The sequence below is a fragment of the Azospirillum canadense genome (assembly GCF_025961225.1).
GTDB classification, from domain to species: domain Bacteria; phylum Pseudomonadota; class Alphaproteobacteria; order Azospirillales; family Azospirillaceae; genus Azospirillum; species Azospirillum canadense.
This window is the reverse complement of record NZ_JAOQNG010000005.1, coordinates 19,958-45,788: the sequence shown is the minus strand read 5'-3', so window position 1 is coordinate 45,788 and position 25,831 is coordinate 19,958. Positions and strand designations below refer to the sequence as shown.

The 25,831-nt window shown below is 70.8% G+C and carries 22 protein-coding genes; 12 read left to right on the top strand and 10 right to left on the bottom strand.

Annotation, left to right across the window (positions count from 1 at the left end):
* Position 1: 1 nt before the first annotated feature.
* From M2351_RS24830 to M2351_RS24780, 11 genes are all read left to right on the top strand, one after another.
* On the top strand, positions 2-1,135 hold the full coding sequence (locus tag M2351_RS24830) for a DotH/IcmK family type IV secretion protein (protein ID WP_264658748.1): 1,134 nt from the start codon (positions 2-4) through the stop codon (positions 1,133-1,135).
* Positions 1,132-2,457 carry a hypothetical protein gene (locus tag M2351_RS24825; protein ID WP_264658747.1) on the top strand — a complete coding sequence of 442 codons (1,326 nt, stop codon included), beginning with the start codon at positions 1,132-1,134 and terminating at the stop codon, positions 2,455-2,457. Before M2351_RS24830 ends, M2351_RS24825 begins: the two co-directional genes overlap by 4 nt.
* Complete coding sequence (locus M2351_RS24820; RefSeq protein ID WP_264658746.1) at positions 2,454-4,343, top strand: hypothetical protein; 1,890 nt, start codon at positions 2,454-2,456, stop codon at positions 4,341-4,343. The genes M2351_RS24825 and M2351_RS24820 overlap by 4 nt, the downstream gene beginning before the upstream one ends.
* A gap of 38 nt (positions 4,344-4,381) precedes the next feature.
* Positions 4,382-4,933 (top strand): hypothetical protein, encoded by a 552-nt coding sequence (locus M2351_RS24815; RefSeq protein ID WP_264658745.1) that lies wholly within the window; start codon positions 4,382-4,384, stop codon positions 4,931-4,933.
* A gap of 15 nt (positions 4,934-4,948) precedes the next feature.
* Positions 4,949-5,329 (top strand): hypothetical protein, encoded by a 381-nt coding sequence (locus M2351_RS24810; protein ID WP_264658744.1) that lies wholly within the window; start codon positions 4,949-4,951, stop codon positions 5,327-5,329.
* A 93-nt stretch (positions 5,330-5,422) separates the two neighbouring features.
* Entirely contained in the window at positions 5,423-8,518 is a 3,096-nt protein-coding gene (locus M2351_RS24805) for a hypothetical protein (RefSeq protein ID WP_264658743.1), read from the top strand.
* 85 nt (positions 8,519-8,603) lie between these two features.
* Complete coding sequence (locus tag M2351_RS24800; protein ID WP_264658742.1) at positions 8,604-9,362, top strand: hypothetical protein; 759 nt, start codon at positions 8,604-8,606, stop codon at positions 9,360-9,362.
* The gene (locus M2351_RS24795; protein ID WP_264658741.1) at positions 9,334-9,855 is read left to right on the top strand and encodes a hypothetical protein; all 522 of its coding nucleotides are present in this window, start codon (positions 9,334-9,336) and stop codon (positions 9,853-9,855) included. Before M2351_RS24800 ends, M2351_RS24795 begins: the two co-directional genes overlap by 29 nt.
* Positions 9,852-11,051: a hypothetical protein gene (locus M2351_RS24790; protein WP_264658740.1), complete on the top strand. Its 1,200-nt coding sequence runs from the start codon at positions 9,852-9,854 to the stop codon at positions 11,049-11,051. The genes M2351_RS24795 and M2351_RS24790 overlap by 4 nt, the downstream gene beginning before the upstream one ends.
* Complete coding sequence (locus M2351_RS24785; RefSeq protein ID WP_264658739.1) at positions 11,048-11,773, top strand: lytic transglycosylase domain-containing protein; 726 nt, start codon at positions 11,048-11,050, stop codon at positions 11,771-11,773. The genes M2351_RS24790 and M2351_RS24785 overlap by 4 nt, the downstream gene beginning before the upstream one ends.
* The gene (locus tag M2351_RS24780) at positions 11,770-12,543 is read left to right on the top strand and encodes a hypothetical protein (protein WP_264658738.1); all 774 of its coding nucleotides are present in this window, start codon (positions 11,770-11,772) and stop codon (positions 12,541-12,543) included. The genes M2351_RS24785 and M2351_RS24780 overlap by 4 nt, the downstream gene beginning before the upstream one ends.
* Positions 12,544-13,061: 518 nt before the next feature.
* On the opposite strand, the gene M2351_RS24775 is transcribed toward M2351_RS24780, so the two are convergent.
* Together M2351_RS24775 and M2351_RS24770 are read right to left on the bottom strand one after the other, a co-directional pair.
* Entirely contained in the window at positions 13,062-13,187 is a 126-nt protein-coding gene (locus M2351_RS24775; RefSeq protein ID WP_264658737.1) for a hypothetical protein, read from the bottom strand.
* A 98-nt stretch (positions 13,188-13,285) separates the two neighbouring features.
* Positions 13,286-13,609, bottom strand: a complete 324-nt coding sequence (locus M2351_RS24770) for a hypothetical protein (RefSeq protein ID WP_264658736.1) — start codon at positions 13,607-13,609, stop codon at positions 13,286-13,288.
* 16 nt (positions 13,610-13,625) lie between these two features.
* Between M2351_RS24770 and M2351_RS24765 the strand changes: the two genes are divergently transcribed.
* Positions 13,626-14,975: an IS701 family transposase gene (locus M2351_RS24765; RefSeq protein WP_264658735.1), complete on the top strand. Its 1,350-nt coding sequence runs from the start codon at positions 13,626-13,628 to the stop codon at positions 14,973-14,975.
* On the opposite strand, the gene M2351_RS24760 is transcribed toward M2351_RS24765, so the two are convergent.
* From M2351_RS24760 to M2351_RS24725, 8 genes are all read right to left on the bottom strand, one after another.
* Positions 14,895-15,548, bottom strand: a complete 654-nt coding sequence (locus M2351_RS24760) for a patatin-like phospholipase family protein (protein WP_264659101.1) — start codon at positions 15,546-15,548, stop codon at positions 14,895-14,897. The genes M2351_RS24765 and M2351_RS24760 overlap by 81 nt on opposite strands.
* Before the next feature lie 1,824 nt (positions 15,549-17,372).
* Positions 17,373-17,891: a hypothetical protein gene (locus M2351_RS24755; protein ID WP_264658734.1), complete on the bottom strand. Its 519-nt coding sequence runs from the start codon at positions 17,889-17,891 to the stop codon at positions 17,373-17,375.
* Positions 17,892-17,935: 44 nt separating this feature from the next.
* Complete coding sequence (locus M2351_RS24750) at positions 17,936-19,249, bottom strand: ATPase, T2SS/T4P/T4SS family (RefSeq protein ID WP_264658733.1); 1,314 nt, start codon at positions 19,247-19,249, stop codon at positions 17,936-17,938.
* 11 nt (positions 19,250-19,260) lie between these two features.
* Positions 19,261-19,869: a hypothetical protein gene (locus tag M2351_RS24745; protein ID WP_264658732.1), complete on the bottom strand. Its 609-nt coding sequence runs from the start codon at positions 19,867-19,869 to the stop codon at positions 19,261-19,263.
* A gap of 107 nt (positions 19,870-19,976) precedes the next feature.
* A complete protein-coding gene (locus M2351_RS24740; protein WP_264658731.1) occupies positions 19,977-21,173 on the bottom strand; it encodes a hypothetical protein in 1,197 nt (398 codons plus the stop codon).
* Between the two features lie 31 nt (positions 21,174-21,204).
* The gene (locus M2351_RS24735) at positions 21,205-23,133 is read right to left on the bottom strand and encodes an ATPase, T2SS/T4P/T4SS family (RefSeq protein WP_264658730.1); all 1,929 of its coding nucleotides are present in this window, start codon (positions 23,131-23,133) and stop codon (positions 21,205-21,207) included.
* A gap of 104 nt (positions 23,134-23,237) precedes the next feature.
* Entirely contained in the window at positions 23,238-24,011 is a 774-nt protein-coding gene (locus M2351_RS24730; protein WP_264658729.1) for a hypothetical protein, read from the bottom strand.
* Positions 23,998-25,803 (bottom strand): hypothetical protein, encoded by a 1,806-nt coding sequence (locus M2351_RS24725; protein WP_264658728.1) that lies wholly within the window; start codon positions 25,801-25,803, stop codon positions 23,998-24,000. The genes M2351_RS24730 and M2351_RS24725 overlap by 14 nt, the downstream gene beginning before the upstream one ends.
* Positions 25,804-25,831 lie beyond the last annotated feature (28 nt).

Here is a 25,831-nt window from a genome sequence, read left to right as displayed (position 1 = left end):
CATGCAGCGAAACGGCGAGATCGGGAAATGGTGGACCGCGGCATTGCTGGGCGGCGCTGTTCTGGCGGCGGGGCTCGGCGGCCCGGCCTGGGCGCAGATGCCGGCGGCGGGCGCGGGAGCCATCCCGGCGCCCGCGACCGCCGCGGCGCCGGGGCCGGGCGGCGAGGGGGCGGGGGCGGGCGCACTCACGGCACCCGATCCGACGCAGGCGCTGATCGAGCGGCTGGTCAAGGAGACGCTGCGGATGGAGAACCCGGTGCCGGCCGACGGGCATCGCGCGGTGCGCGAGCAGTCGGACCGCACGGCGCAGGTTCGGTCCCGGGCGGCGCCGAAGATGGCGACCGTAATGCGGGATGTACCGCTCGATCCGGCGTCACCCATCCCGGTCGTGAAGTTCGATCTGAGCCAGCTGGCGACCATCACCTTCATCGACATGAGCGGGGAGCCCTGGCCGATCCTGGACAACGGCTGCGACGTGTCGGCGGGATTCGAGGGCGCGGCACCAAAGGGCGGGACGCACGTGCTGGTCCTCCGCGCCGTGAACGAGGTGGACCATGGAACGGCCGTGTGCCGGCTGCAGGGGCTGAACACGCCGATCGGGTTGCGTCTGGAGGCGGGCAGCCACGAGCATTACCTGCGCTTCGACGCGCGGGTGCCGCGGCTGGGGCCAAAGGCCAAGGTGGCCCCTTACGACCTGGGCGGGACGCAACTCGTGGCCGGTGATGACACCATGAGCGGGTTTCTCTATGGCGTCGTGCCGCCGGACGCGGTGTCGTTGCCCGTGGACAAGGGAAACGGGCGGACGCGGGCGTGGCGCCTTGGGACGGAGCTGTTCGTGCGATCGTCCATGGTTCTGCTGTCGCCGACGCCCACGGCGATGTCGAGCCTGGAGGGGGTGTATGTGTACCGGTTGAAGCCGGTTCCCGTGTTGCGGTTCGACGACGACGGAAACGACGTCGAGATCAAGATTGCCGGAGCCAAGGTCGTGCGCGCCACGGTGCCGGCGGACGTGCTGGGCGACGGGGCCGTAATCGCGGCCGGCGGCCGGTCCGATGCGGTGGGAAGCGGTGGTCTGACCCTGCGCGACCGGCGCACTGGCGGCGCCGGTCGCAAGGCGACGGAGGGGGAACGATGACCGACAAGCCAAAGGGCGATCTGGATCCGTTGGGCTTTGGCGACGACACGGTTGTCGGCGGTGGGGCCGCAGATTTCGATCCAGATGCGAAAAAGGCTGAATTGAAGCGGCGGCGGTTGGGACAACGCGCGCTGATGGTCGGCGGTGGCGCGGTGGTCACCGTGGCCGTGCTGGGGATCGCGCTGCGAGCGGTGTTCAGCGGCGGCGAGCAGCCGGTGGCCGTGGCGTCCGTCGCCGACGGGGGCAAGGTGGCGCAGGCGCCGGGGGCGCCCGACCTGCCGCCGGCGACCAAGCAGGCGTTCCAGGACAAGAACACCCAGATCTTCACCGAGGCCGAACGGCAGAACAAGACGTCCGTGGGCTACCCCGTGTTCGACCCGGCGCCGCCGCCGCCGCCACAGCCGATTCAGGCGGTCCAGCCGGTGACGCAGGCGCCCATCCAGGTGGTGCCGGCGGTCGACGAGAAGGCGCTGCGGGACGCCATTGTGCGGGCGATCAACGACACGAAGCTGAAGGCGACGACGGACCGCAAGCCGACCATGGTGGCGGGCGGGGACGCGACCGGGGCTCCAGCCGGCAGTGGGCCTTGGGGGACGCCCCAGTCGGTGGGCCCGGTGGTGACCCCCAGCGCCTATTCTCCCCCGGCGATGAACCAAGGCGCCGGACGGGGGGCGGCGGCGGGGATGAGCGGTGGTGTGGCGGGTGGGACCGGCGGCGGGCATGCGCTCGCGTTTGTGGACAGTGGCAACGGCGGGACGGAGATGGCGGCCGCGCACGAGGCGTATGGGGTGACGCGGGTGGCCGCGGACTCGGATGCGCCGGCGGAGGTGGTTGTCGAGGTGCTGGGCGGGCCATTCGTCGGGGCGACGGTGTACGGGACGCCGGCCTTCCGCCAAAAGACGGCGTCCGTGACGATCACCCGGATGATCTGGCGCGGGCAGGAATACGCCGTGAAGGGCTTCCTGCAGAACGCGGAGACGCGGTCGCCGGCGCTGCCGGTGGACGTGGACAATTACTATTTCGAACGCATCATCTGGCCCGCCTTCGCCGGGGGACTGGGGATCGCCGGACGGGTCGCGTCGCAGCCGGTGTCCACGGTCCAGAGCGTCGGGACGGGGCTGGGTGGCACCATCGTCACGCAGACGCAGCCGTCCACGGGACGGCAGATCGCCGGTGGTTTCGCGGAGGGCGGCGCTGGAACAGCGTCGCAGATCCTAAAACAGGACGCCGGGGAGATGAAGCCGACGGTGCGGGTTGCGGCGAACCTTCCTGTGGTGATACAATTTACGAGTGGCGTGCGCCAAGGAGACCTCCGGAAATGAGCGACCAGCATCACGATCACCAGACCGTTGGCGCGACCGGGATGCAGGGGGACGCCGAACACGGTCATGCGGGCACGGGCGCCGCGGCGGGTCATGGCGCCGGGACCGGAGGGCCGTATGGGGCCTTTCAGCGCATGTCGTTGCCGCTTGGGGCCGCGGGCGGGACGGTTGCCGGCGGCATTGCCTGGCCGGCGCAGCGCCCGGGCGGCGCCTGGAACGTCGCGGGGCAGGGCGGCCCGGAGCACAGCCCCGATGCCCACCATGACCCGTCCTACGGCGCGGGGGCCGATGCCCGGATGATCGTCGAGGGAACCGCGGTCGAGCATCCGGCGGCGGGTCCAGGCGCCGCCTATGGCGGGGTGCACGGCGACGCGGAGATGGCGGCGCCGGGCCCGGCAGCGTGGGCGGGGCACGATCCGCACGCGGATTATGGACAGGCGCCCGGCGGCGGCAACGGGACGCACGACGGGTATGGGAGCGCGGGCCACCCGGAGTATGCGAACGGGGAGGGCAACGCGCCTGAGCAAGAGGACGCGCGTGCCCACGGGACGGACAACGAGGAGCGCGGCGCGCAAGGCGGCGACGCGCACCGTCACGCCGCGTGGGACGCGACGTGGGATGAGGAGCATGCGACCGCGGACCCCGGCGCCGGACATGACGACGCGGCCGAGGACGACGGCGAGGAGGCGTTGGTCGCCGGAATGGACGACGGCTTGGAGGACGTGGTCGTGCCGCCGGCCGGGCGGCCGAAAAGGCCAATGGCGCTCGGGGCCCGGATCGGGTTCGGCCTGATCGCGGCCCTCGGCGCCGGGATGGTGGCGTTCGGCGGCCACGCCATCTTTTTCAAGAGTGCCGGCAAGAGCGCCGAGGTGGCGTTGGATCAGGCCGACCTGCCGGAGGGCGGCCTGACCGGACGGCGCGCGATTCCGGTGGATCCGATGACAGCGATGGTGGCCGGGCATGCTCACAATTCTGGTGGTGGGGCTGGTGGCTGGGGCGCTCCTGGCGCCGATCCGGCGTCAGATCGCCAAGCACCGGTTGCGCCGGCGGTGATGAGCGCCGAGGGAGGTGCGGGCGGCCGTGCCGTTCCGGCCGGGGTGAACCGGCCTGTGCCGCCGACCGATGCGTTTGCAATCGTGGGAGCCGACGCCGGCGCCGCGGCGGGCGGTGTGTCGGTGTCTGCGGCTCCTCCGGCTATGCCCGCGGTCGCGCCGGCGACAGGATCCGCTGGCGGGGCCGCGGCGGCTCTGCCGGCGGTGGCCGCCGGCGGGGCGTCGTCGATGATGGCCGCGCCCGTGGGCGGCGACGATTTGAAGCGTCTGGTCGAGGGGCTCTCGGCCCAGGTGGCGGCGTTGAACGCCAAGATCGATGCGGCCAGGCCGGGGGCGGACGTGGACGCGCTGCGGCGGGACATCGCGGCGGTCGCGACGCGGATGGACGCCGTGGAACAGGCCGGCGGGACCAAGCCGACGACCGCGGCGGCGAAGACCGGCGGCGTCAATCCGGAGGCGGCTAAGGAGGTGGCGCGGGCGGCGGCCGACGAGGCGGCGCGCAAGAAACACGCCGGAAAGCCCGCGGTCGCCGAGGCGGCGCCCGGCGCGGGTCCCGCGGCGCCGGCGCGGCGGCCCGCGGTCGCCGAGGCGCGGGCCACGGCGGCGGAGCGGGACGTGGCGGGGCGGGGGTGCCGGTTGCACGGCGCCACGGACGCGACCTTCGGCGGCGCCGGCGGTGTGGCGTGGATATCCAACCGCGGGCGGGACGCTCAGCAGGTGGAGGTCGGGCAGAAGGCACCGTGCATCGGCCGGGTGACGGCGATCTTCGCGGACGCCCATGACTGGGTCGTGCGCGGGGCAAGCGGCACGCTGCGCATGCCACACGGCGGCTGATTCGGCGGCGCTCGGACGACGGGAGAGAGGGGGCGACGATGGGCGGTGGCGATGCCGCAATCCTGGCGCTGCTTGGCGACATAACGGCGGCTTTGTCCGGTGTCGTCATCGTGGTGGCCACGGCGGCCGGGTCCTGGTACGCGGCCGTCGCGTCGTGGCACGCCTACGAGCGGGCCCAGTTCAACGGAGACGTGACGGGGCGGCAGATCGCGGTCGAGTATGTGGTGGCGAGCGCCTTGCTGGGCTTCGCCGGGTTCACCGCCTCGATGGGGGGCGTGCCGTTCACCGACGGCGGCTCCGCGGACGGCTACGCGGTCCTGCAGGTTCAGGCGAACCTTGGCGGGGCCGCCGCGGCGGGCGCGGTGGCGAGTGGGAACGCGTTGCTGACGGCGGTCTTCACCTTCCTGTCCGTGGTGGGGCGGATCACCCAGCTGCGCGGCCTCTTCGCGGCGTACGACCTCGGCCGCGGGCGCTCGGAGACGAGCGAGCGGAAGGTCGTTGCGCTCCTGTTTCTCGGCGCGGTCCTGGCGGACCTGTCGAAACCCGTCGCCGAACTCGCGTCGGCGATGAACCTCAACATTTTTCAATAATCGATGGAGCATCCCGTGAACATCACGACGATCATGACGACCGCCGCCCGCAAGGCGCAGGGCAGCGCACTGGTGCAGGCGGCCCTGTACGCGGCGCTGTACAGCGTGCCGATGGCGGTGATGGGGGCGAGCGACCCGGCGCATGCGGCGTTCAAGACCTGGGTGGACGGGCGGGTCAACGATTTCGACATCTGGTCGGGAAACGGTCCGCTGATCAAGGCGATGTTCGGGTTTGGCGCGTTCGGGACCGCGGTCAGCGGGTGGAAGCTCTACGAGGGGATGCAGGACGGCGGCCGGGTGGCCGACAACAAGGGCTCTGTGCTGGGCCTGGGCGCCTCGATGGCCACCCTCGGCCTCTCCGGGCTGATCGCGGCGCTCACGCCGGCGGCGGGTTGACGGGCGTGCGGCCGCGGGTGTTTGGGCCAGGGGGCCGCCGGTCTGGCGCCCTGGCCCGGACACAGGGGCGGGCGGTTGGCGGAGGAGGGTGACGTGATTCTTGGGCTTTTGCGGTCGTTGGCGGGTCAAGGGGCGGATGCGCTGGAGCGGCCGCTGGAGCACTACGTTGAACTGGAGACGGCGGACGAGCCGTACGACGGCCCCTCGTTCGTGGGGCGGAACCGGGCGTTGATGACGGTGCTCCGGGTGAGGGGCACGCGCGACCTCAAGTCCGCGGCCGATCGTCGCCGGGACGTGGCGGCGCTCGTGAAGGATCTGCGGTCGACGATGGCGGATGTGGGCTACGGAGTCGAGGTCCACTACTGCCGCGATCCGGATCGCGGTGGTGATGCCGTGGCGGACCAGATGCGCGGGGCGCGGGCCGCGGCGACGAGCATCGGGCTCGACATGCGGGCGATCCACGATGCGCAGGAGGCCTTCCTGGCCGAGCGCTCCTGCAGCGAGACCTGCCACGTGGCGCTGTGGACCATGCCGTGGGTGATGGCGCCGGCCGAGCAGAAGGAGGCCCTGGCGGCGGCGGCCGGGCCGCTCAAGGCTTGGCCGTTCCGGCGGGCACGGGATGCGCAGAACCCGCTGCGCGCGCTGACCACGCTGCGCAACCGGCATGACGGCTTCGTGTCGGCTTGGCGGGCGGCGCTGAGCGGCGTGGGCGTCGAGGTGGATGTGCTCGCGGTCCACGACGCTGGGCGGGACATCTTCGAGAGCCTGTGGCCGGGCGAGAAGGCGGACGGGTTCCGCTTGGTGCTGCCGGGCGATCCAGCGCCGGTGATGGTGCCCGACGACGCGGAGGCGGATCCGAGCGCGATCATCTGGCCCAAAGTCGGGCGGCAGTTGACGGCCGGGGCGTGGTCGGTGGACCGGGTCGACTGGGAGGTGGCGCGGTTCGGATCGCGTCTGGTGGCGTCGGTGGACGTCGTGGTCGGGCCGCACGCGCCGCAGGACTTCGCCCAGCTGCGGGACCGGCTGGCCCGGGCCGGCGGCGGCGGCGTGCCGTTCCGCATGAGCATGAAGATGCGCTCGGGCGGGACGAAGCAGTCCGGGATCGGGCAGGCGCTGTTGCATCTGGCGTCGACCTTCGCGGCGTTGCTGGGCGGCCTGAATCGCAAGATCATGAAAGCGTTGGACCGGGTGCGCGAGCGGGCGTCGGAGGACGGCTGCGTGACGTGGCAACTGTCGTTTGCGACCTGGGTGTCGGTGGACCATCCGGAGCATCGGAAGGTGCTGCGGATGCGGATGGCGGAATTGAAGCGTTGCGTCGAGCAGTGGGGATCCATGCAGGCGCGGACGATGTGCGGGGACCCGGTGCAGGGAGCGCTGTCGTCGGCGTTGGGCCTGTCGCTGGAGAGCACGGCGGTGCAGGGCTACGCGCCGCTGGCCGAGGCGCTGACCATGATGCCACGCCGCGCGGCGTCGCCCTGGCGCCACGGGGCGGTGCCCTGCCTGACCCCGGACGGGGCGATCTACCCGATTGAGGAGGGGTCCGCGGAGGTCGCCTACTGCTTCGAGATCGTGATCGCGGTCATGCGGTCGGGCAAGTCGGCGTGGCTGGCGCGCAAGGTGTTCGGCAACATCCTGGCGAGCGGGACGGACCGGCTGCCGTTCGTGTTCTTTCCCGACGTGGGCTTCGGCTCGCTCGGCATCATCGAGACGCTCAAGGAAGCCCTGCCGCCGAAGCGGCGGCATCTGGTGGCGCACGCGAAAATGCGCAACGACGCCGAGCATGCCATCAACATTCTGGACACGCCGCCGGGGTGCCGGCGCCCGCCGGCCGATCACCTGGCGATGATCCAGGAGGCGTTCATCGCTCTCGTCATGCCGGCGGAGGCCAGGCACGCGCCGGAGGGGTTGAGCGACCTGATCCTGCGCTTGATCGAGGATGCCTACCGCCTGCGCGACGACGCCAACCACAACGGCGATTCGTACCCCTACCAGGCAGGGCGCGACCCGGCGGTCGACGGAGCCATCGCCCGCGCGGGCATCGCGACCCGCTTGCCGAACGGCGCGGCGATGCCCTGGTGGTGGATCGTGGATCGCCTGTTCGAGGCCGGGTGTGTCGAGGAATCGAAGCGGGCGCAACGCTACGCGGTGCCGGTCGCCGAAGATCTCGAACGGCTGCTGAGCGACGACAGCATCGGCAAGGACTTCGCCAAGCACGCCGACGGGCGCCTGATCGATCTGGTCAGCATCGGGCTGAAGACGGCGCTCGGCCAGTTCGTGTTCTGCAAGGGGCCGACGCGCTTTGAGCCGTCGGCCCGCGTGATCGCGCTCGACCTGCAGGACGTTGTGGGCAAGGGCGACAGCGACGCCGCGCGCAAGCAGACGGCCGTGGTCTACACCTGGACCATCGTCGCCTTCACGCGAACCTGGTGGACGGAGCCGCGGGACGTCGCCGCGAACCGGACCATACCCCCGCTGTACCGCGAGCACCATCTGCGCGTGGCGGAGGACGTCGCGGCGACGCCGAAAGTCCTGGTGGCCGACGAGTTCCACGAGACCGGCGGCGCGCCGGCGACGCGGGACGCCATCAAGAAGATGGCGCGCAAAGGGCCGAAGTACCGGATCCGCATCCATCTGGCGTCCCACGTCCTGCGCGATTTCGACGACGACATGCGCGAGCTGGCGTCCAGCGTCACGGTGATTTCGGCGACGACCGACAAGTTCAAGAACGACCTGTGCGCGCTGTTTGGGTTGGACGAGGCGCACCGGGACGCCCTGGGCACGCTGGGCAAGCGCGATCCGAAGCTCGGCGTGCCGGTGTTCTCCATCACCAACACCAAGCGCGGGCGGTACGCGCAGTTGATCTACAACGCCATGTCGCCCGTCGAACTGTGGGCCGTCGCCACCAACCCGCAGGAGGTCCAACTGCGGCGCAAGCTCACCGACCGGGTCCGCTCGTTCAGCCGGGCGGTGATGCTGCTTGCGGCGTACGAACCGTTCCGGCAGCATGGCGCGGAAAAGGAAATCGAGTTGCGGATAACGCGCGCGGTCGAGCGCGGCGACATGGACGGCGCTGAAGAGGCGAAGGTGATCGATGGCCTTGTCGCGGAACTGGTGGCGATGGACCGGGAGCGGATGCTGGCGTCCGGCCCCGCGGTCTTTGGGCCGGCGTCGCCGGGTCGGGCCGCGTGAGCCGGCGCCGCGGCCTCCGCTGGGGCCCGCCGCGCCGGGCCGGCGCGACGGTCCGGCCGGGAACAACCGATGTGAGGACGATGGGATGAGCGGCAGACGCGGCGCGGGAGTGATGGGTGGGGGGCTGCGACGGATGGTCGGGGCGACGGTCGCGCGCCTGCTGGCGGCGGTCCTGGTCATCGCGGTGGCGAGCGTCGGGGCGGTGGTGCCGCGGGCGGTTCTGGCCGGCGGCATCGGCGACCTGTACGCGCCGCCGGCGGTGACGGGCATCGGCGGCGGCCTGTGGCAGGGCGGGGCGACGGTGCCGGGGGCGCCGGCGGCGCAGGCCGGGTGCGCGCCGACGGTCCAGCAGGCGCACGGGGCCGCCTACGCGGCGGGGATGCGGAACGCGCTGACCATCTCGCGCTCGGAGCGGCAGCCGCCGGGAAAAATCATGTCGGCGTGCATCTCAACGCTGATCAGCATGCTGTCGGGCCTGGACATTTTTTCCAACGCCGGGCCGTGGGCGCTGCAGACCATCGTCAACGGCATCCTGAACTTCGCCGAAGGTCTGATCTGCCAGTTCATCTCCGACCAGTTCAACCGGGTCGTCGCGGTGGCGTTCAACTCCATTGCGTTCCTCAACGACGTCGTGCCGTGCGGCGTCGGCATCTCGCTGCCCGGCATGAACGGCGGGGCCGGCGGCGCGGACTTTTGCGCGTCGCTGGGCGGTCCGCTGGTGAACATCGGGACGCCGGGCGGGACCGTTTACACATCGCCGTCGGCGAGCGTGATCCCTCCGATCATCTCCAAGAACACAGGCATGGGGGGCAGCAATGTTCTCACGACGATCCTGGGGCGCTGAGCGCCGGGGGACGCGGGGGCTGGGCGCCGCCATGGCCGTCGGGATGGCGGTCGCGAGCGGGACGCCGACCGTGGCCATCGCGCAGGGCTTCGGATCCGGGGGAGGGAGCGGCGCTGGGCGTGGCGACTTCCTCCAGAGGTGTGTGGAGCGGAACAAGAGCCTGCCGCAGACGCTGGGGTTCGGCGTCGACGTGTCGGTGATCTGCGCCTGCCAGGCCAAGAAGCTTCGGGAGAGGAAGTACGACCCGGAGACGATCGATGCGACGATCCGGCAGGCGTACCTGGGCGCGGTGCAGAACGGACGGCCGCCGCGCGCTCCGGGGGAGCCCGCGAACGGCGAGGAGTCCATCGACCCGCAGACGCGGGACAAGCTGCGTGGCGGGGTCAACCGGATCATGCAGGATCTCAGCGCGGCGTTCCAGGAGTGCATCCGCGGTGACGTCGAGCGCAACGCCGTCCAGTCGATGAAGAAGAGTATGGGGCTTGGCTCATGACGATGAAACGGGTGATGCGACGGGCGGTGGCCGCGCCGCGGGGACTGGCGCAGGCTCTGGGCCTGGCCCTGGTGGCGGGCGGCGCGTTGCTGGGAGCGCCGCGGGACGCGGCGGCCGTGTGTGGCGACTGCGCGGCGGCGACCGCGGCGGTGTTCGCCACGTCGGAGGTCACGCAGAGCCTGGTCATCGACACCGCGGCGGCGACGAACGCGCACATCGCGGCGGAGTTCTCGGCGCAGACGGCGGCGCTCGTGCTGGCGTTGCAGGGGGCGGCGGCGCAGATCAGCGGCAACATCCGCGGCACCATCGCGGGACAGGGGTTGCTGCAAGAGGCGGTGAGCAACCAGGACACGCAGCGGCTCATCCAGGGCGACCGCGTGGAGGCGGCACAACGGTTCCAGTATTCGACGCCGTTCTGCCAGACGGCGACGGGCTCCGCAATCGCCGTGGCGCAGGCGGCGGAGTCGGTGCAGACGGCCGTGATGCGGTCGCGAGCCAACGCGAACCGCACCAGCGGAACCGGCGGCGGTGGGGGATCGGCGGCGACGGAGGTCAACCGGACCGCGGACGAGCGGTTGAACACGTTCTGTGCGCCGGACGATCCGGTGTGCCGCGGGCGGGCGGACGCCGGGAAACGGCCCAACGGCGATCGGGAACCGGGCGCGATCCTGGCCGTGGCGCGGCTGGTGGATGACATGGACCGCAAGCAGGCGACCTGGGTTGCGCAGAACCTGACGCAGCCGGTCCCGACCTTGCCGTTGACCGAGCGGGATTTCGCGCTGCCGGAAGGCCGTGAGCGGTATCTGGCGCGCGGAGCGGCGGAGACGCGGCAGAACCTTGCCAAGGATGTGGCGGCGGACATCTTGGTCACGCGCCGCGAGCCGACGGCGGACGCGCGGTACTACAACAGCTTGGCCAGCGAAGCCGGCTTGCCGACCGCCTCCGCCGTGTCGCAGGAGGACATGGACCGCATGCGCTACCGCGACCGCTTCAACGCGAACTACTCGGCGCGCGTTGCCGGGCTTGGGGATGCGGCACCGCTGCTGCGCGAGCTGATCGCGTTGGAGGCCGACGGGCGCCAGCAGGGTTACCGGACGACGGTCCTGCTCGAACAGGCGGTGCTGTTGCTGGGCGCGATCGTGTCCACGCTGCAGGAGCCCAAACTGGAAGCCTACAGCGGGAAACTGAGCCGATGAGGCCGGCGGTGGTGCGCGCGGCCGGGCGGGCGCTGTGGTCGCTGGCCCGGATGACGGCGGTGGCCGGGGGCGCCGTCGTGGTCGCCGGCGGATCGGCGGCGGTGGCCGCGGCGTCCGGGACGGGGCTCAAGCCGTTGACGATGGAGTGCCTGGAGCAGGCGGCGGTGGCGTTCGGCCACCCGCCGATGGCGCTCGCGCTGATCCTGGCGCAGGAGCGCGGCAAGGTCGGGGAGTGCGCGGCGCCGAACCGGAACGGGAGCGTCGATTGTGGCGCGGCCCAGATCAACAGCAAAGAAATCCCGAAACTGGCGCGCGTGATCGGCCTGTCGCCCGACGAGACGTTTCGCAAGGTCCGCGACGACGGCTGCTTCAACATCTTCGTGAGCGCCTACATTCTGGCGGAGAAGAAACGGGACGCAAGGGGCGACCTGTGGGACGCCATGGGTCGGTACAACTCGGCGACGCCCGGCATCAAGGAGCAGTACCAAGCGGCCCTGGTGAAGCAGTACCGGCGACTGTTCGTGGAGGGCGCGCGGGTGCGGTCGACCGTGCACCCCCGCGCGGTGGCGGAGGCTGCCGACCGGGCACCGGCGGGACCGGCGCGGCCACCCGCTGTGGGAGGCCAACCGGCGGAGAGCGGAACGGTGGCCGCGGGGGACGCGGTGCGGACGCTGCCGCTGTTTGGGCGGACCAGCGAAGCGGCGACGGTGGCGCAACGATGACGGCGGGCGCTGTGGTGTGCGCGGTGGCCGCGGTCGGGGGTGGTGCGCCATCGGGCGTGGCCGTGCTGGTCCAGGCGGTCGCGGCGCTTGCCCTGGCGGCGGGCGCCGGGTGGGTGAACCGGCGCGGGTTGCTCGCCATGGCCGTGCTGGAGGCGGAGATGGCGGCGACGGACGGCGGTGGGTGGTCGGGGCGGCCGGTGGCGCGGTGGGAGGCGTGGGCCGTCGTGGCGGCGAGCGGGGCGGCGGTGCTGGCGGCCTGGGTGGCGGCGGTGTCGGTCGCGGCCGGGTGGACGCCGGACGTCGGGTGTGTGGGTGGGTGGCGTGGGCTGCTGGCCCCGGTGGTGGCCGGTGTCGCGGCGGCCGGCGCGGTGTTCGTGCTGGTGGACGATCTGCGGCATCACGGAGTCGAGGCGGAACCGGTGGCCGTGTGCTTCGCGACAGCGATCCTGTGGCATTGGCTGAGTGGCGGCGGGTCCGGGGCGGCCGGTGACGCGGCGGTGGCCGGGGTGCTGGCGGGAGGCGGTTTCTGGGTGGTCAATGCGGGGCTTCGCGTCACGGGAAGCGCGTTCGGCAACGGTGATGCGTGGCTCGTGGCCGCCGCCGGGGCGTGGATCGGTGGCAACGTCTGGGCGTGGGCGACCTTCGCCGGCGTGAGCCTGGTCTGTGGGACGCTGCTGTACGGCCTCAGGCGGGGCAAGCCGCCGCCGGCGGCGCCGTACGTTGCCGCGGGAACGCTGGCGGCGCTCGCGACGCCCATGCCCTGGTGGTGACAGGCCCTTGCCGTGGTGGGGATGGCGCGGTGGTCGGGGTGGAATGCCGCGGCCACCGCCCCCGCCGCCGTGGTCACCGCGACCGCCGGCCGTGACAGGGCGCGTGAGGCAGCAGACCAGGGCGAGCGCCACACCGGCGCCCGCCCTGGTCGCTGTCCGTGGCGCGGTCACGGCTGGTTGAGCACCCCCCATTCCCCGCGTGGTGGGACGTCGTGGACGTAATGGCCGCGCCCCGGCCATCCGTGCCGATGCCGATGCCAATGCCGATGGCAACGGAGTGCGCCTTGGCATCGGCGCCGCCGAGCCGCGTGCCGACGACCGGGATCACGGATGCAGGGCGCGTCGGGTTGTTGGAATGGCCGTGGATCAGCGTGCGCGCTGTCCGAGGAGCGGGTGTCGGACTGCGGCTGGCCGAGGGCGGCCAGGACGTCGCCGGAGATCCTGGGGCCGGCGTCGGCCTGGGGTCAGCGCCGCCGAGACCGATCGAGACAGGCCCGACCGTCGTTCTGCGGCCACGGTCAGTCGGCAGCGTTGTCGTCACCGCTCGGCGCTTCGGCGTCCTCGGGCTTGCCGGAGGACGGTGGTTTGTTGAGTTGCATCGAATGCCAGAGTGTCAGGTCAACACTCCAAAGCTCCTCGGGCATGGCCAACTGCTTCGGCGATGGGAGCCGCAATCATAGCGGATTGCCACGCCTTTCGTGAACCGTCTGAGCTGGTCTTTGCACGTTGTGAGCGCTTGAGATCAGGCGTTGATCCAGAAGAAGCCCTCCGTCGCGATGAAGTGGAGCGCCTCGTCGAGCGGCATGATGACGGGCCCGAAGTCGCCGGGAGCAGCCCAGGCATCGCGACGCCACCAGAGCACCTGAACCGTATCGTCGCGTCCGGTCGGGCGTAGGCGAGCGACTGGCCCGCCGGTGCGGCGGTTGTCGAGCGTGTAGCCGCGGTTGGCGCGCACCACCTCGACCCCGCCGCGCGGAAAGGCGAAGGCCGCGATGCGCTCGCGCAGCGCGTCGCTTTTGGCGGCCGTCGTGATCTCCTCCCCCGGCACGGGTTGCCGTGGCGCCATCCCTCGGAGCGCCCTCATGGTCAACACGGTGCCGCGCCCTTTGGTCCAGTGGCTCTGGCCTTTCATCGGCTGCTTTTCCGCCGCGAACTGGCAACACGTCCAGGTGCTGGTCGCCGGGGCCGTGCTGTGCACCGGCCGGCGCACCGTCGCGGGCGCGCTGCGCGTCATGGGCCTGGAGCAGGCCGCCGGCTTCGCCGTCTATCACCGTGTCCTGAGCACCGCCCGCTGGTCGGCCCGGCGCGTCGCGCGCGTGCTGCTGCACCTCCTCGTCAGCGCTCTGGTGCCGCACGGGCCGGTGGTCATCGCCCTCGACGACACCATCGAGCGTCGCTGGGGCAAACGGATCGCCATGCGCGGTATTTACCGCGATCCGGTGCGCTCCAGCCACGGCCACTTCGTCAAGGTCAGCGGCCTGCGCTGGCTGTGTGTCATGCTGCTCGCCCCCGTGCCCTGGGCCGGCGCCGTTTGGGCCCTGCCGTTCCTGAGCGTGCTGGCGTCCTCCGAACGCGCCGCGCAGAGCCAGGGACGGCGGCACAAGCTCCTGACCGACCAAGCCCGCCAGGCGCTGCTGCAGACCGCGCGCTGGCTGCCCGGCCGGACCGTGGTTGCGGTGGCCGACAGCAGCTTTTCAGCGATCGAGCTGCTGCGCGCCGTCGCCGCACACCTCACCGTGATCACCCGCTTGCGCCTGGATGCCGGGCTGTATGAGCCGGCCCCGGCGCGCACCGCGCGGACCATGGGGCGACCGCGGGTGAAGGGAGCGCGGCTGCCCACGCTGAACGAGCGGCTGGCCGATCCGGCGACCGAGTGGCAGCGGGTGACGCTGCGCGGCTGGTACGGCAAGACGGAGCGCCGGCTCGACCTCGCCTCGGGCACGGCGCTCTGGCACCACCCCGGCCGTCAGGTGGCGATCCGCTGGGTGCTGGTGCGTGACGGCGAAGGCGAGAAACCGCCGCAGGCGTTTCTCAGCACCGATCCCGCCGCCGACCCGCTGGCGATCCTCGGCTGGTTTGTCCAAAGGTGGCGCGTCGAGGTGACGCTGTCCGAAGTCCGTCGCCACCTCGGCGTCGAGACGCAGCGGCAATGGTCCGACCTGGCAATCCTGCGCACCACGCCGGCCTTGCTCGGTCTGTTTTCGCTCGTCACGCTGTGGGCGGACCGGCTCGCCGCCGACCGCGGGCTCCAGCCGGACGGCGTGCGCTGGTATCGCAAGGCCGAGCCCACCTTCAGCGATGCGCTCGCCCTGGTTCGCCGCGAACTGTGGACCGCGCCGACTTTCGCAACGTCACGGCAGAACCGCGACAACGCCGAAATCCCGACCAAGCTCCTGGACCGCCTCATTCACGTCGCCTGCCGACCGCCCTAAACGTGCAAAGACCAGCTGAGAACATGGCACATAAACAAACCAGCTCAGGAGGCTGAGTACGATGCCCGGGGTTCGCCCCAACGGGCTTTTGCCCGCGTCTATAACCGCATCGGCCAGAGTCCAGACCGTAACGAGGGTCAACCAGATGTAAAGGAGGGCCAACCAGATGGCACTGGAGGGTTCTCGCAAGGCCGGGTCCATCCACATCCTATGGTAGGCCGAAAGCGGAGCCACTGCGGTGATCACAGCAAAGACGCGATAGAGGAATCGAACAGATGCTCCCTCAGGGCGAGGATATCCACGGAGGAAGGCGTAGTAGAACCGGCCTATCATTTTTAAGAAAAGCGGGAGAAGCCACCACCTCATTTTGAACACGCGCTTCCGGGCCATGTCGCCCCACAATTTTCGGCCGAGTTCCATCTGGCCAGTGCACCAAAGCGCTCCGTTCAACGCGCCCACCGACGTACCTGAAACGGCATCGAACTCGAGACCAGCATGCGCAAATGCCTCAAGGACGCCGAACTGCCAGGCGCCTTTTGCACCCCCACCCTCCAAGACCAGGCCGCGTCGCATCCGGGGCACATCGCGTGATTCCATCGCGGCCCCGGTTGGAGAGGGGCTTGGCATCCGTCCTGAGGGGGTCTCCGCGATGGTCATCGTCACGGCATCGGCGCGGTAGCCACAGAGCGTTGCGCGTTTCGCAAGCACCGTCGCGAAGCTTGCGGGCGAAGAGTAGTTACAGGGTCCGCTGACATCGCAAATGGCGCTCCATACATCTACGGCCGTCCGCCTTTCGGATTCGGCGGCTCCGGCGGGTTCAGCAGTTCAATGATCGACCGCAAGGCGTCTGAACAAGAAGGGCTGCCATCCCCCTCACAGCCGTTCCTCACGACCGTTCTCCGCAAGTGTTGTTTCAGCGCTCTTGGACGCTCGGGGAGCTATCCCGGCAGGATAACGTGGCGGTGGCGTGTGCCTGACGAATAACAGGCTCGGCCAAATGTTCTGCATAGCGCATTTGGACGGTTCCTGAACGAACTAGGACAACTTTGGCCCGCTTCGCCCTCGCCGAGGCGGGCGTCCCTTTGAGGAGCTTCGGTAGGACTACACCCACCCGCATGCCCACTGGATTGCGCGGTGCTATGGCATAGGCTGCTAATGCCCAATGGTGGGCAACTTTCACCGCCATCAGTTTAACCTTGCCCGCCTCTCCCTCTCCGGACGGCGGGCTTCCTATTTGGGACTGCTGCTTGGTCGCGCCTCTACGCATGCACACTGGGCAGCACGAGCGACCTCAAGTAGATTTCCTCGTGGACCCAACTCAATCTCGTCTCGCCCGCCGTTATCTAACTCGCGGCGGGCTTTTCGTGTCTATCACCCAGCGGAGGCGACCTCCCCTGAGGCGGTATGCCGACTGAACCAGCGGACTAGCCAAGCGCCACGGTGTTGAACCATTGCCTGCATCGCGCATGCAGGTTTGGCAGAGCAGAGTACGGGTATCGGAGTCCGTTGGAAATCTTTGCAGCAATACCGTCAGAGAACAGTTGCGGCGCCCTGGTCCCACTGGGGCGCCGCAATTGCGTCTGCCCTCCGGATCGCCCCTCCCCTCGCCTCCCCATCCCCCCGCCCGTCCGGTGAGGCGTAGTGCGCTTGAAGGGGGGTAGTCCGCTGTGATGGCTGCGGTAGGCAGGGAGGCATTACTGGGCGCCACACAGCTCAACGGTGGCGATCTGGCCGCATGATCATCGACTTACTGTTCTGCGAAAGATCCGATGGGCTTTTCCCGAAGGCGAAAAGAACGAAAAGCACGGTTACGAGAGCAATCAGCAGCATCAGGATAAGGCCTTCGGTTGCGGAACGTAATCCGCGCCTGGCATCGAAAATCTTCCAATTTGGCCGACGCATGCTGCCCCCTGAGCGCGCGGACGGGAACCGGTCAACCTAACAAACGGCGCGCTTGTCCTTACAACAGTAGCATTGCTCTGAGGTTGCGTTTCTCGGAATTGACAACGGCCGCCCCGAAGAGCGGCCGTCGGTGTGGTGGTCAAATCCTCGCGTTCGCTTGCCATCCGGGGCGCCGACGCGAAGAACTCTCGGTCACCCCCCGGAGCTTCGCCATGGCCGCATGCGCGCGTAACGCGATGTAGGCAAGGTGCTCGTGGGCTTCGTGCTCGTGTGTCACCGTTGCGCTCCTTTGCTGGACTGGGGAATCGGCGTTCCGGCCGCTGAAGGTCACATCAGAGAAGGATCGCGTCCCACAGCGTGGGCAGCACACGCTGCCGCGATCGGTGGGCGGCCGGTCGCGGCGGAACGTCCCAGGCCCGCCAAGGCACTGGCCCCTCGCGTCCCGTTCGACACCGGGACTTCGGCCACGGCGGCGCTCCCCTGCGACGACGATGGTTATGGCAGCGTGTGCGTGACGAAGACCGCGGTGGGTGAGGCTGGCATGGCGCAGGTCGCGGAGGGGAAGGTGGAGGTGGGCGTGGCCGCGGGGGGAACGACCTCGGCCGGGGCCACCGGGTTGACGTTGATCAGGCCGGCGTCGCTGGTCTGCCCGGCTTGGGTGGCGAGGGCCCGGGCGATGCGGGACGCCGACAGGGTCGTGAGGGAGGACGCCCATGTGGCGACGGCGCGGTGCTCGGCCGGACTGCCAATGCAGCTGACGATCGTGACGCCGTTGGGGGCGATCCAGCCGGGTGGGCGGTAGGTGGTGAGGCTGGGGGTTCCCGTCGCGGGAATCGCGCCGGCGGCGGCGGGATGGGTGGCGGCGTAGGTCAGGGCGGCCTGGTGGGTCTCCAGGAGCGCAACGGCCGTGGCAAAGGCTTCCTGATCGGTGGCCGGCGGCGCCGGCGCCGCGGGGGGCACGGCCAGGACGTAGGCGATGATGGCGAACGGCAGAATAACGAGAAGGAAAGGCATGGGCCGGGGCTTTCAGCGGGCGGGGCGGGCGTGAAACGCGGCCGTTACCGGCGAAGGCCGATGACCGGCGGACGGTTTGGAGTGGCCGCGGAGGCGGGGTGGAGATCAGGCGCGACGGGCGGTGCGTGGGGGGCGGAGGGCGGGGCGAAGCGGGGCGCGGCCGGAGGGAAGGCGGTGATGGTGGCGCGAGGGTCCGGCCGCGGCAGCGACCAGCGCGAGGCGGCCTGGCGCTGGATGTGGTCACGGAGGTGGTGGAGGTCTCCGTGGCGGATGATGCCGCGGATGGCATCGCGCTCCTCACCGTCGGTGAACAGGGCGTCCACGTCGATGAAGTAGCCTTGGCCGTCGGGGCGGCGGCGGACGCCCTTGATGTGGATGGCGGCGACGAGGGCGTTGGCCAGAGCGGTGCCGGCCCAGGGACCGGTTTCGGCGGCGGAGGCGAGGTCGCGCAGGGCGGCAATCCCCTGCTCAATGTCCAGGCCCTGGGCCGTGGTCATGATCGGAACACGGCCGGCGGCGTGCAGAAGTTCGGACGCGGTGGTGGCGCTGCGGACCTCGTTGATGACGAGTTGCTGGGCGCGCAGGCGGAGCGCGTGGCGGACGTGGGGGGCGTAGTCGTTGTTGGGGACCTGGACTTGGATGATGGCGCCGGATTGGCCGTAGATGCCCTCGGCGGGAATCTCGTTCACGTCCTCCAGCACGATGCCCTTGCTGTTCTGGCGCGTTACCGTGTCGATCAGCGCGGACCAGATCAGCGTCGTCTTACCGGCGCCGACCTTGCCGAGGTAGATCTGAAGCCCGGGGCTGGTCAGGGCGAGCCGCAGACGGGCGATGAAGGCCGGGTCATAGCCGAGGTCGTCGAGCGCGGGAATGGGCCAGAGGCCGCGGGAGATGGCCACGTGCAGATGGCGGAAGGTCGCCTGGTAGGTGATGCGCAGGGGAATGGCGTGCCACACGGTGCCCCAATCGGACTGCGAGGGCGCGGCGCGGAGGAGGGCCGGCGGGGAGGCCGGCAAGGGCACCGCGTGCAGGGCCCCCGGGTGGGGCGGGAGGGCGGGAGGGCGGGAGGGCGGACGGGCCGCGGGGCCGCCCGTGAGGTCGGTGTGGGAGGGGGGCGGCGGGGCCCCCGCGGCGGCCGGAACCGGCGGATGGCACGGGCCGGCAACGGTGCCGTGGTAGTGATGCCAGATCGCCGCGACCAGATGCGGGAAGTCGGGCAGAGGGGCGTCGGCGTGGCTGGGGGACAGGGCCTCCTCCTGCGTCAACAAGCGGGTGCTCCCATCGCGGCGCTTCACGCGCGGCGGCAGGTCGTGGTCGCCGGTTGCCGGATGCAGGAAGAGGTCGATGTCGGTGAACATGGGGGGCGGGATCAGTTCATGGTCACGGAGACCTGGTTTTCCGCACAATACGTCGCCGCGTTGGTGCTGCCCGTTGCCGGAGCAATCACCGGGACGCTGGTGGAGGTGAAACTGACCACGCCCGCCACGCTGGCCAGGCGGGTCAGCAGCTGAACGCACGCCGCGGGGGTCACCGCGGGCGACAGCGTGTTGTCGCGGAGCACAATCGTAAAGGTCGTCGCGGACGCGCCGGTGGCGTAGAAGGGGGCGGTCCAGGGGTTGGTGGCCTTGCCGGCAACGATGTAGTTCGTGGGAACAAAGCCACCGGTCGCCAGACGGGTGTCCGAGTTGGTTTGCGTGCCCAGGCGCGTGTAGTCGCCCCGGTACGACCCGCGGATCTTGCCGGCGGTGTAGATGATTTCACTGTAGAACTGGGTGACCTTTTCGTCCTCGGCGGCGTCGCCGGCCGCGCTGAACGCGATGCCGAGGCCGATGACCGACAGCACCATGACGGCGCCATACGCGATCATCTGCGGCGAGACTCCGCGGCGGCGCTTGCGGCGACCGAGCGGCCGCGACGGTGCGGCGGGAGACAGGACGGTGGTGGCCGCCGCAGGTTCGGTGATCGGCGTGGCGCGCATGGCGGAGTCCTCGTGTGGTGAAGGCCTTGGGGAAGGGCCGGACGACCGAAAATAACAGGATGGCGGGAGGAACGAAAGCCGAGTTTGCAGGAAATGGATGGCGGGCGTCAGTGGATCGAGGCCTGCGCGGCTTTGATGATCTGGTACTGGGCGATCAGCTGGATGGCGAGCACGACGCCGACGAAGGCCCAGCCAAGCGCGGCGGCCAAGCGGCCGACCTTGTCCACGCGGCGCTCGACGACGGCGACGTGGCGGTCGACCATGTCCTCGATCATGTGGGCCTGGGTGGCGCGGCCCTGCGTGGCGATCAGGCGCATGATCAGGGCGGGGTCCGGGAACTCGTGGCCCGCGTGGTCGAAACTCTCGCCGATGCTGTAGTTTTGCAGAACGCAATAATGGGCGGCCGTGCCGACGCGGTTGCGCTCGTAGGGGCTGCCTTCGTGGGCGAGCAAGGCGAGGGCTTCGGGATCGGACTTGCCGGCCGCCTTGAACGGGGCCAGGGACTTCAGGAAGCGCGCTCCGGCGATGTCGCGATAGAGGCGGTAGAACACAATGTGGCGCTCGGCCCAGAGGCGGGCGGGGTGGGTCCAGTTCTGGAACGACCAGACGATCCACGCGGCCAGGGCGAGCAGCGGCACGAGCACAAGCGCCGAGGCCGGTGTGTTGAGGAAGGCGCTCAGCGCGACCCAGACGTTGGCCGGGAACGGGAGGTGCCGCGCGGGATCGATCATCGCGCGCAGGCTGGGAATGGTGTAGTAAGCGTCGACCCCGATGACGAGGAACGCCATGGCCATGTTTTCCGCCATGTCCCGCACGGGCTTCAGGAAGAGGGACGCCAACCGGGCCTGGATGTCGATCTGCTCGATGAGCTTGCCCAGCATGCGGGGAAGGGCCGCCTCCTGGATGCCGTCGGCGCGGGTGACGGGGGCGCCCTTTTCGCCGGCGATGATCATGGTGACATCGTAGCTTGGCGCCCACGGCCGCAGCAGGTCGGACAAGGCTTTGGAGGTGTTGCGCTTGTCGGTCCAGGACCGCAGGGCCGGCAGGGCGGGGTGGTGGGGGTCGCGGCCTTTCTTGCTGTAGATGTGGATGAGCCGGCGCAGAGCGTCCTGCACGGAACTGCCGTCGAGGAGGTCTTCCCGAAGGTCGCGGTAGACGTCGGCGCGCACGGCCTGAAACCGGTGGACGTCGTGGCGATGGCGCCAGTGGTGGAGCCACGCCTGCGCGTCGTCCAGGGGGGAGGGGAGATGGCGGCGCAAGCCGGCGGCGAGGACGTCGGCGGTGGCGAGGGTGGCGGCGATCATGATGGCAGGCCTCCGGCGCGGGGTGGGACGGTCAGTGGAGCGGGCCGATGGACGTCGGGCGCGTCGGCGCCGGCGGGGCGCTGTCCTCGTCCGTCTCGGTCAGCAGACGGAAACGGTCGAGGTCGCCGAAGAGTTTTTCGACCTCGCGCGGATCGGCGAGACCGCTCGCGAGTTTGTGGAGCGCGTGCCGTTGCATCGGGGTGCCGCCATCGTTGATCCAGTGCTTGCGCGCCCCGATCAGGTCGTTGTCGCGCAACGCGCGCATCACGCGCCGGTTGGTCATGGCGATCTCGCCGATCACCGTCCGGCCCGAGGTGCCGGCCATGTGGTGTTGCAGGAATGGCGCCCAGGAACTGATGACCTTCGGGCGGCAGTGCTCGCAGCCGTGGGGGTTGGTGAAGCGGACCCGGTCGAGGAGTTCGTCGCGCGGCGCCAGGGGAATGGCGCCCGGAATCGGGTCGGCGAAGGCGACGGTGAGACGGTGGCGGATCGCGGCGAGGTCGGGGACCGCCTTGTGGCGCTCGGCGTCGGCGAACGACAGGCCGCAATGCGTGCAGACGACGGGCACGAGGCGCTGTGCGGCGATGGCCGGGAAGAGCTCGGGCTCGAAGATGTGCTGGTCGTCGCCCTGCAGGTCGCGGAACTTGTACGGGGACAGGAGGGCGCAGACCGCGTGGTTGGTCGTGAAGGTCGTCGTGCCGTTGAGCACACAGCGACGGATGCCGGACCACACGGACCGGTCCTTCGCCTCGTTGACCATCAGCGTCGAGGGGTTGGCTCGGTGGACGAAGGCCAGCAGTTCCTCCATGATCTGGCTGACGGTCTCGCCGGAGGCCTTCACCGGAAGCTGGTAGTCCTCGGAAATCTTTTTGCCGTTGAGGCGCAACGGAATCTCGATGAGATCCTGGATGGTCATCAGTTTGTCGGTCTGGCCGCGCAGGTCGTAGCGGGCGACGAGGAGGGCGGCGAGCGCGGTGCTCTTGCCGTGGCCGACTTCGCCGCAGAAGGGAACCAGGCCACCGGACAGTTTCTGGATGCGGCGCAGGAGCGGGAGGTGGGCGTCCGCGTCCCAGCCCTGCGAGTCCAACGAGCGCAGGCCGTCACCTTCCCGCGAGAACAGACGGAGCTGCATGGTTCCGTCGTAGTCGCCGGTGTTGTTGTACATGAAGGTGGCGCGGATGCCGTCGAGGATCTTGCCCGGCGGCAGGTTCGTGACGACGCTGCCCGGGATGCGGCGGTATTGATAGCCGACCTCCGTGAAGGCGCCGACATCGCCGGTTCCGCTGCCGAGGTTGAAGGCGGCGGAGCGGATGCGGGTGGCGTAGGCCGGGTCGCGGATGGTTTCGATGTCCGGCGTCATGGCGCCGTGCCACTTCACCCGCATGTACCCGACCCCGTCCTCGCACCGGTACTCGATGTCCGAGGCGCCGATGGCGACTCCCTGGCGGACCCAGTCGGCGATGTGCTCCTGGTGCTCGTTGAGCCCGTAGGCGTCGATGACGCTGGTCAGACCGATGGCCGCGGCCGCGGAGGCCGCGCCTGGCGATGCGTTCAGGGGTTTGATCTGGCGCAGGTAGCCGGTGTCGACGGGATCCTCGTGGATGCGCGGCAAGCGGCGGCCCTGGGCGCGGGCTTCGTTGGCCAGAAAGCCGATGGCCGCCTCGACCTTCCGCTTGAGACCAGGGTCGTTGAGGCTCGTCGCGGTGCGGTAGACGGCCCCCGCGGTGGTCATGACCATGTGCTCGTGGACATCGTCGGCGATGGGGCGGCCGTCCCCCTTGCCCGTGGCGGCCTGCTGGCCGGCGGCGGCGGGCAGATGGTCGGGGGCGGCGGACGGGGCGTCCGGGCCGGGAACGGGCGCCGCCGCGGGCGCCATCGACGGCGCGCCGGAGGCGGCGTTCGGGGCGGCCGGCCGCCGGAGGGTGGCGGGCGTGGCCGGGGCGGGGGGGTGGCGGGCCATGGGCGGAAGAACCGACGTCTCGGGGCCGACCGGGGCGACGCGATGAAACGGGTTATATTTCTGGAGGATGCCCATGGGAGGATGCCTTCGCGCGAACGTATTGGTCAATCGACGGCGGAGAGGTGGGGGAGCGTGTGCACCTGGCGGGCGCGGTCAATGGCGGTGACGCTCTTCGGGCCGATGGCGGTGATCGTCCAGCCGTTGGCGAGAGGGTCGCCGACGCCGGCGGGGTGCACTTGGCCGTTGGTCGCGATCATGGCGTAGAAGTGCGGGGCGACGCCGACGATCTCGGTCCAGCGTGGGCGCGGGTCGATGGGGGCCGCCGCGGTGCGGGCGGTCGACGGCGCGGCGCGGGGCGCCGCGGCGGGCTGTCCGGCAGACTGGCCGCCTTGCGCCGGGCCGGGCGCGTCCAGGGCGCCGGCCTGGGCGTCCCGGGCGGCCTGCTCCTTGGCGGCTTGCTCCCGGGCGCGGGCGATGGCGTCGGCTTGCTGGCGGGCCTGGGCGTCGGCCGTGGTGGCGATGTCTTTGGCGGTGTTCGGCAGCGGGATGTCGTCGAGCGGAATGCCGGAGAGGCGGGCGTCGCGGAGGATCTGCTGGAGGGCCACCCGGTTCTGCACGATGGCCGCCAGCTGGGACACGACCTGGCGCTCATCTTCGGTGAGCCGGCGCAGGTCAAGAAGCCTGGGATTGGGCGGCGGCGCCGCGGCGGATGGAATGTCGCTGGCCATGGGCGGGGGCGCCGGGGCGGTGCCGGGTGCCGAGCCCGGGCCGGGGGCGGCGGACCCCGGAGTCTGCGCCAGGGCGGCGCGCCCCGGCGACAGGAGGGTGGCGGCCAAAAGGGCGGCGACCAGGGTGAGGCAGCGGTTATTGCAGCGCATAGGCGTGGGCCTCCAGCGTCCAGGTGGCGAGGGATGGAACGTTCGGGTGGTCGCAGCCGACGATCTCGGGCAGGGCTCTGGCCGGCTTGGGGCCGGTCGCCGGCGGGGCGGTGGACGTCGCGGCCTTGCCGTCCTTGCCGTCGGTTGGGCGCGAGGGGTCGCTGCCGCCGGCGGCCAGGGAGGCGCTGTCGTCGAAGCTGCGCTTGATGGTCGTGAGCGTCAGCCCGGGGATGCCGTCGAGGAGGGGAGCCAAGTTGGGCGGCGCCATGGCGGTCGTGATCGTGACCTTCATGCGGCCCACGGGGGCCACGGCGTAGGGCGCGCCCGGCGGCGAGAGCAGGGCGGACTGGGCGTCGGTCGGCGCATCGACCGCGATGGCGAGGCAGGCGGTGCGGCGCAGGTCCAGGAGATAGCGCCGCAGGTCAGCGGCGCGCATGAGCGCGTGCAGGCCGCGCGGGCGCGGCGGCTGTCCGGGCGGTGGGAGCAAGGACCGGTGGGCGGTGAACTTGTCCATGGTCGCGGGCTCGTGGATCTGGATGGCCCCGGCGCTGGTCGCTTCGACGGAGGCGGGAGTCGCGGCGAAGGTCATGGGGACGTCGCGCACATGTCCCGCTTTCGCGCCAACCATCTGGGTGTAGACGATGGCGGCGCGCCCATACGGCGGCGGTGGAGCGCCGGGAAGGCCGGTGGAGGCGGCGTCGGCGGCGCTGGCGGGCTGGGCGCCGGGCAGGCTTCCGGGGGCGGTGGAAGCGGCGGCGACGCAGGAGGACTGGCCCGGCGTGTAGCCGAGGATGGGGCGGTAGAGGTCGGTGAGGGCGTCGAGACAGGCGGTGATCCAGGCGCTGGGCAGCGGCTCGTGGAAGACCGCGGCGGGCGGCGGCGGGACGTAGGCCGGCGGCGGCGGCGGGGGCGGGCTCAGAAAGGGCAGGCGGCCCTCCCGGTAGAGGGCCGGAACGGTGAAGGCCAGAAGGTAGATGGCGCCGGCGAGGACGGCGACCGTGGCGAGGGGCTTGGCCCAGGCGCGCGGGGCCGGCTTGACCGGCGTGAGGGCGGGGTGCTGCGCCCAGGGAAGCTGGTGAGCGAGGCGCGCGGCCCAGGTGGGCGCGGTGCTGGCGCGGCGGAGCAGGCTGTCCAGCGGGTCTGTGCGGTCGTCGCGGCCGGCGAGCTTGCGGGCGGGGACGGTGTAGACCGCGCCGTCGGGGTAGGCGCTGCGGAAGTCGGCGAGGATGTCGGTGGCGTAGTCTTCGGTGACCAGGAGGTCGCCACCCCCGGCCAGAGTGATGGTGTCGCTGGGGGCGATCCGGCCGTCGATGACGGTGACGACCAGCCAGAGCGTGTCGCCCGGAGGACGGGTGTCGAGGTACGGCGTGTCGGCGGCGATCCAGACGGGCAGAGCGAAGGGGGTGGCGAGGGTGACGTCGTGGACGAAGATCGCGGTCGTGCCGGGCGGCACGAGGGTCGCCAGGAGCGCGGCGATGGAGCGGGTGCCGGGCGGCTTGGCGCGGTCGCGGAGCGGCGTGCCGTCGTCGTAGGGGACGAAGGCGGGAGCGAGAGCGAAGTGGTCGGTGACGGTGGGACGCTCGACCTTCCAGACGGCGCCGTGGTTGGCCGCCTGCTGGGCGACCTCGGCGGCCGTCAGGCGGTCCTGGGCGGAGTCCAGCCAGCGGAGGTTGGCGGCGAAGACGGGGCGGGTGTCACGCCTGGCGCCGAGCGGGGCGGGGCCGACGCGGATGAGAGCGGGCGGGGGGAGGCTGTGGGAGGGCGACGGGGAGGACGCGATGGGGTCGGTCATGGCGGGGCCGCTGTGCGTTGAGGCGCGA

Bases quoted from the DNA above. Each gene is read 5' to 3' on its own strand.
- M2351_RS24800 (WP_264658742.1), top strand. From the start codon at position 8,604: ATGAGCGGCAGACGCGGCGCGGGAGTGATGGGTGGGGGGCTGCGACGG.
- M2351_RS24790 (WP_264658740.1), top strand. From the start codon at position 9,852: ATGACGATGAAACGGGTGATGCGACGGGCGGTGGCCGCGCCGCGGGGA.
- M2351_RS24725 (WP_264658728.1), bottom strand. From the start codon at position 25,803: ATGACCGACCCCATCGCGTCCTCCCCGTCGCCCTCCCACAGCCTCCCC.
- M2351_RS24765 (WP_264658735.1), top strand. From the start codon at position 13,626: ATGGTCAACACGGTGCCGCGCCCTTTGGTCCAGTGGCTCTGGCCTTTC.
- M2351_RS24760 (WP_264659101.1), bottom strand. From the start codon at position 15,548: ATGCGACGCGGCCTGGTCTTGGAGGGTGGGGGTGCAAAAGGCGCCTGG.
- M2351_RS24740 (WP_264658731.1), bottom strand. From the start codon at position 21,173: ATGATCGCCGCCACCCTCGCCACCGCCGACGTCCTCGCCGCCGGCTTG.
- M2351_RS24730 (WP_264658729.1), bottom strand. From the start codon at position 24,011: ATGCGCTGCAATAACCGCTGCCTCACCCTGGTCGCCGCCCTTTTGGCC.
- M2351_RS24775 (WP_264658737.1), bottom strand. From the start codon at position 13,187: ATGCCCGAGGAGCTTTGGAGTGTTGACCTGACACTCTGGCATTCGATG.
- M2351_RS24820 (WP_264658746.1), top strand. From the start codon at position 2,454: ATGAGCGACCAGCATCACGATCACCAGACCGTTGGCGCGACCGGGATG.
- M2351_RS24770 (WP_264658736.1), bottom strand. From the start codon at position 13,609: ATGGCGCCACGGCAACCCGTGCCGGGGGAGGAGATCACGACGGCCGCC.
- M2351_RS24780 (WP_264658738.1), top strand. From the start codon at position 11,770: ATGACGGCGGGCGCTGTGGTGTGCGCGGTGGCCGCGGTCGGGGGTGGT.
- M2351_RS24795 (WP_264658741.1), top strand. From the start codon at position 9,334: ATGTTCTCACGACGATCCTGGGGCGCTGAGCGCCGGGGGACGCGGGGG.
- M2351_RS24815 (WP_264658745.1), top strand. From the start codon at position 4,382: ATGGGCGGTGGCGATGCCGCAATCCTGGCGCTGCTTGGCGACATAACG.
- M2351_RS24785 (WP_264658739.1), top strand. From the start codon at position 11,048: ATGAGGCCGGCGGTGGTGCGCGCGGCCGGGCGGGCGCTGTGGTCGCTG.
- M2351_RS24830 (WP_264658748.1), top strand. From the start codon at position 2: ATGCAGCGAAACGGCGAGATCGGGAAATGGTGGACCGCGGCATTGCTG.
- M2351_RS24750 (WP_264658733.1), bottom strand. From the start codon at position 19,249: ATGTTCACCGACATCGACCTCTTCCTGCATCCGGCAACCGGCGACCAC.
- M2351_RS24825 (WP_264658747.1), top strand. From the start codon at position 1,132: ATGACCGACAAGCCAAAGGGCGATCTGGATCCGTTGGGCTTTGGCGAC.
- M2351_RS24745 (WP_264658732.1), bottom strand. From the start codon at position 19,869: ATGCGCGCCACGCCGATCACCGAACCTGCGGCGGCCACCACCGTCCTG.
- M2351_RS24735 (WP_264658730.1), bottom strand. From the start codon at position 23,133: ATGGCCCGCCACCCCCCCGCCCCGGCCACGCCCGCCACCCTCCGGCGG.
- M2351_RS24755 (WP_264658734.1), bottom strand. From the start codon at position 17,891: ATGCCTTTCCTTCTCGTTATTCTGCCGTTCGCCATCATCGCCTACGTC.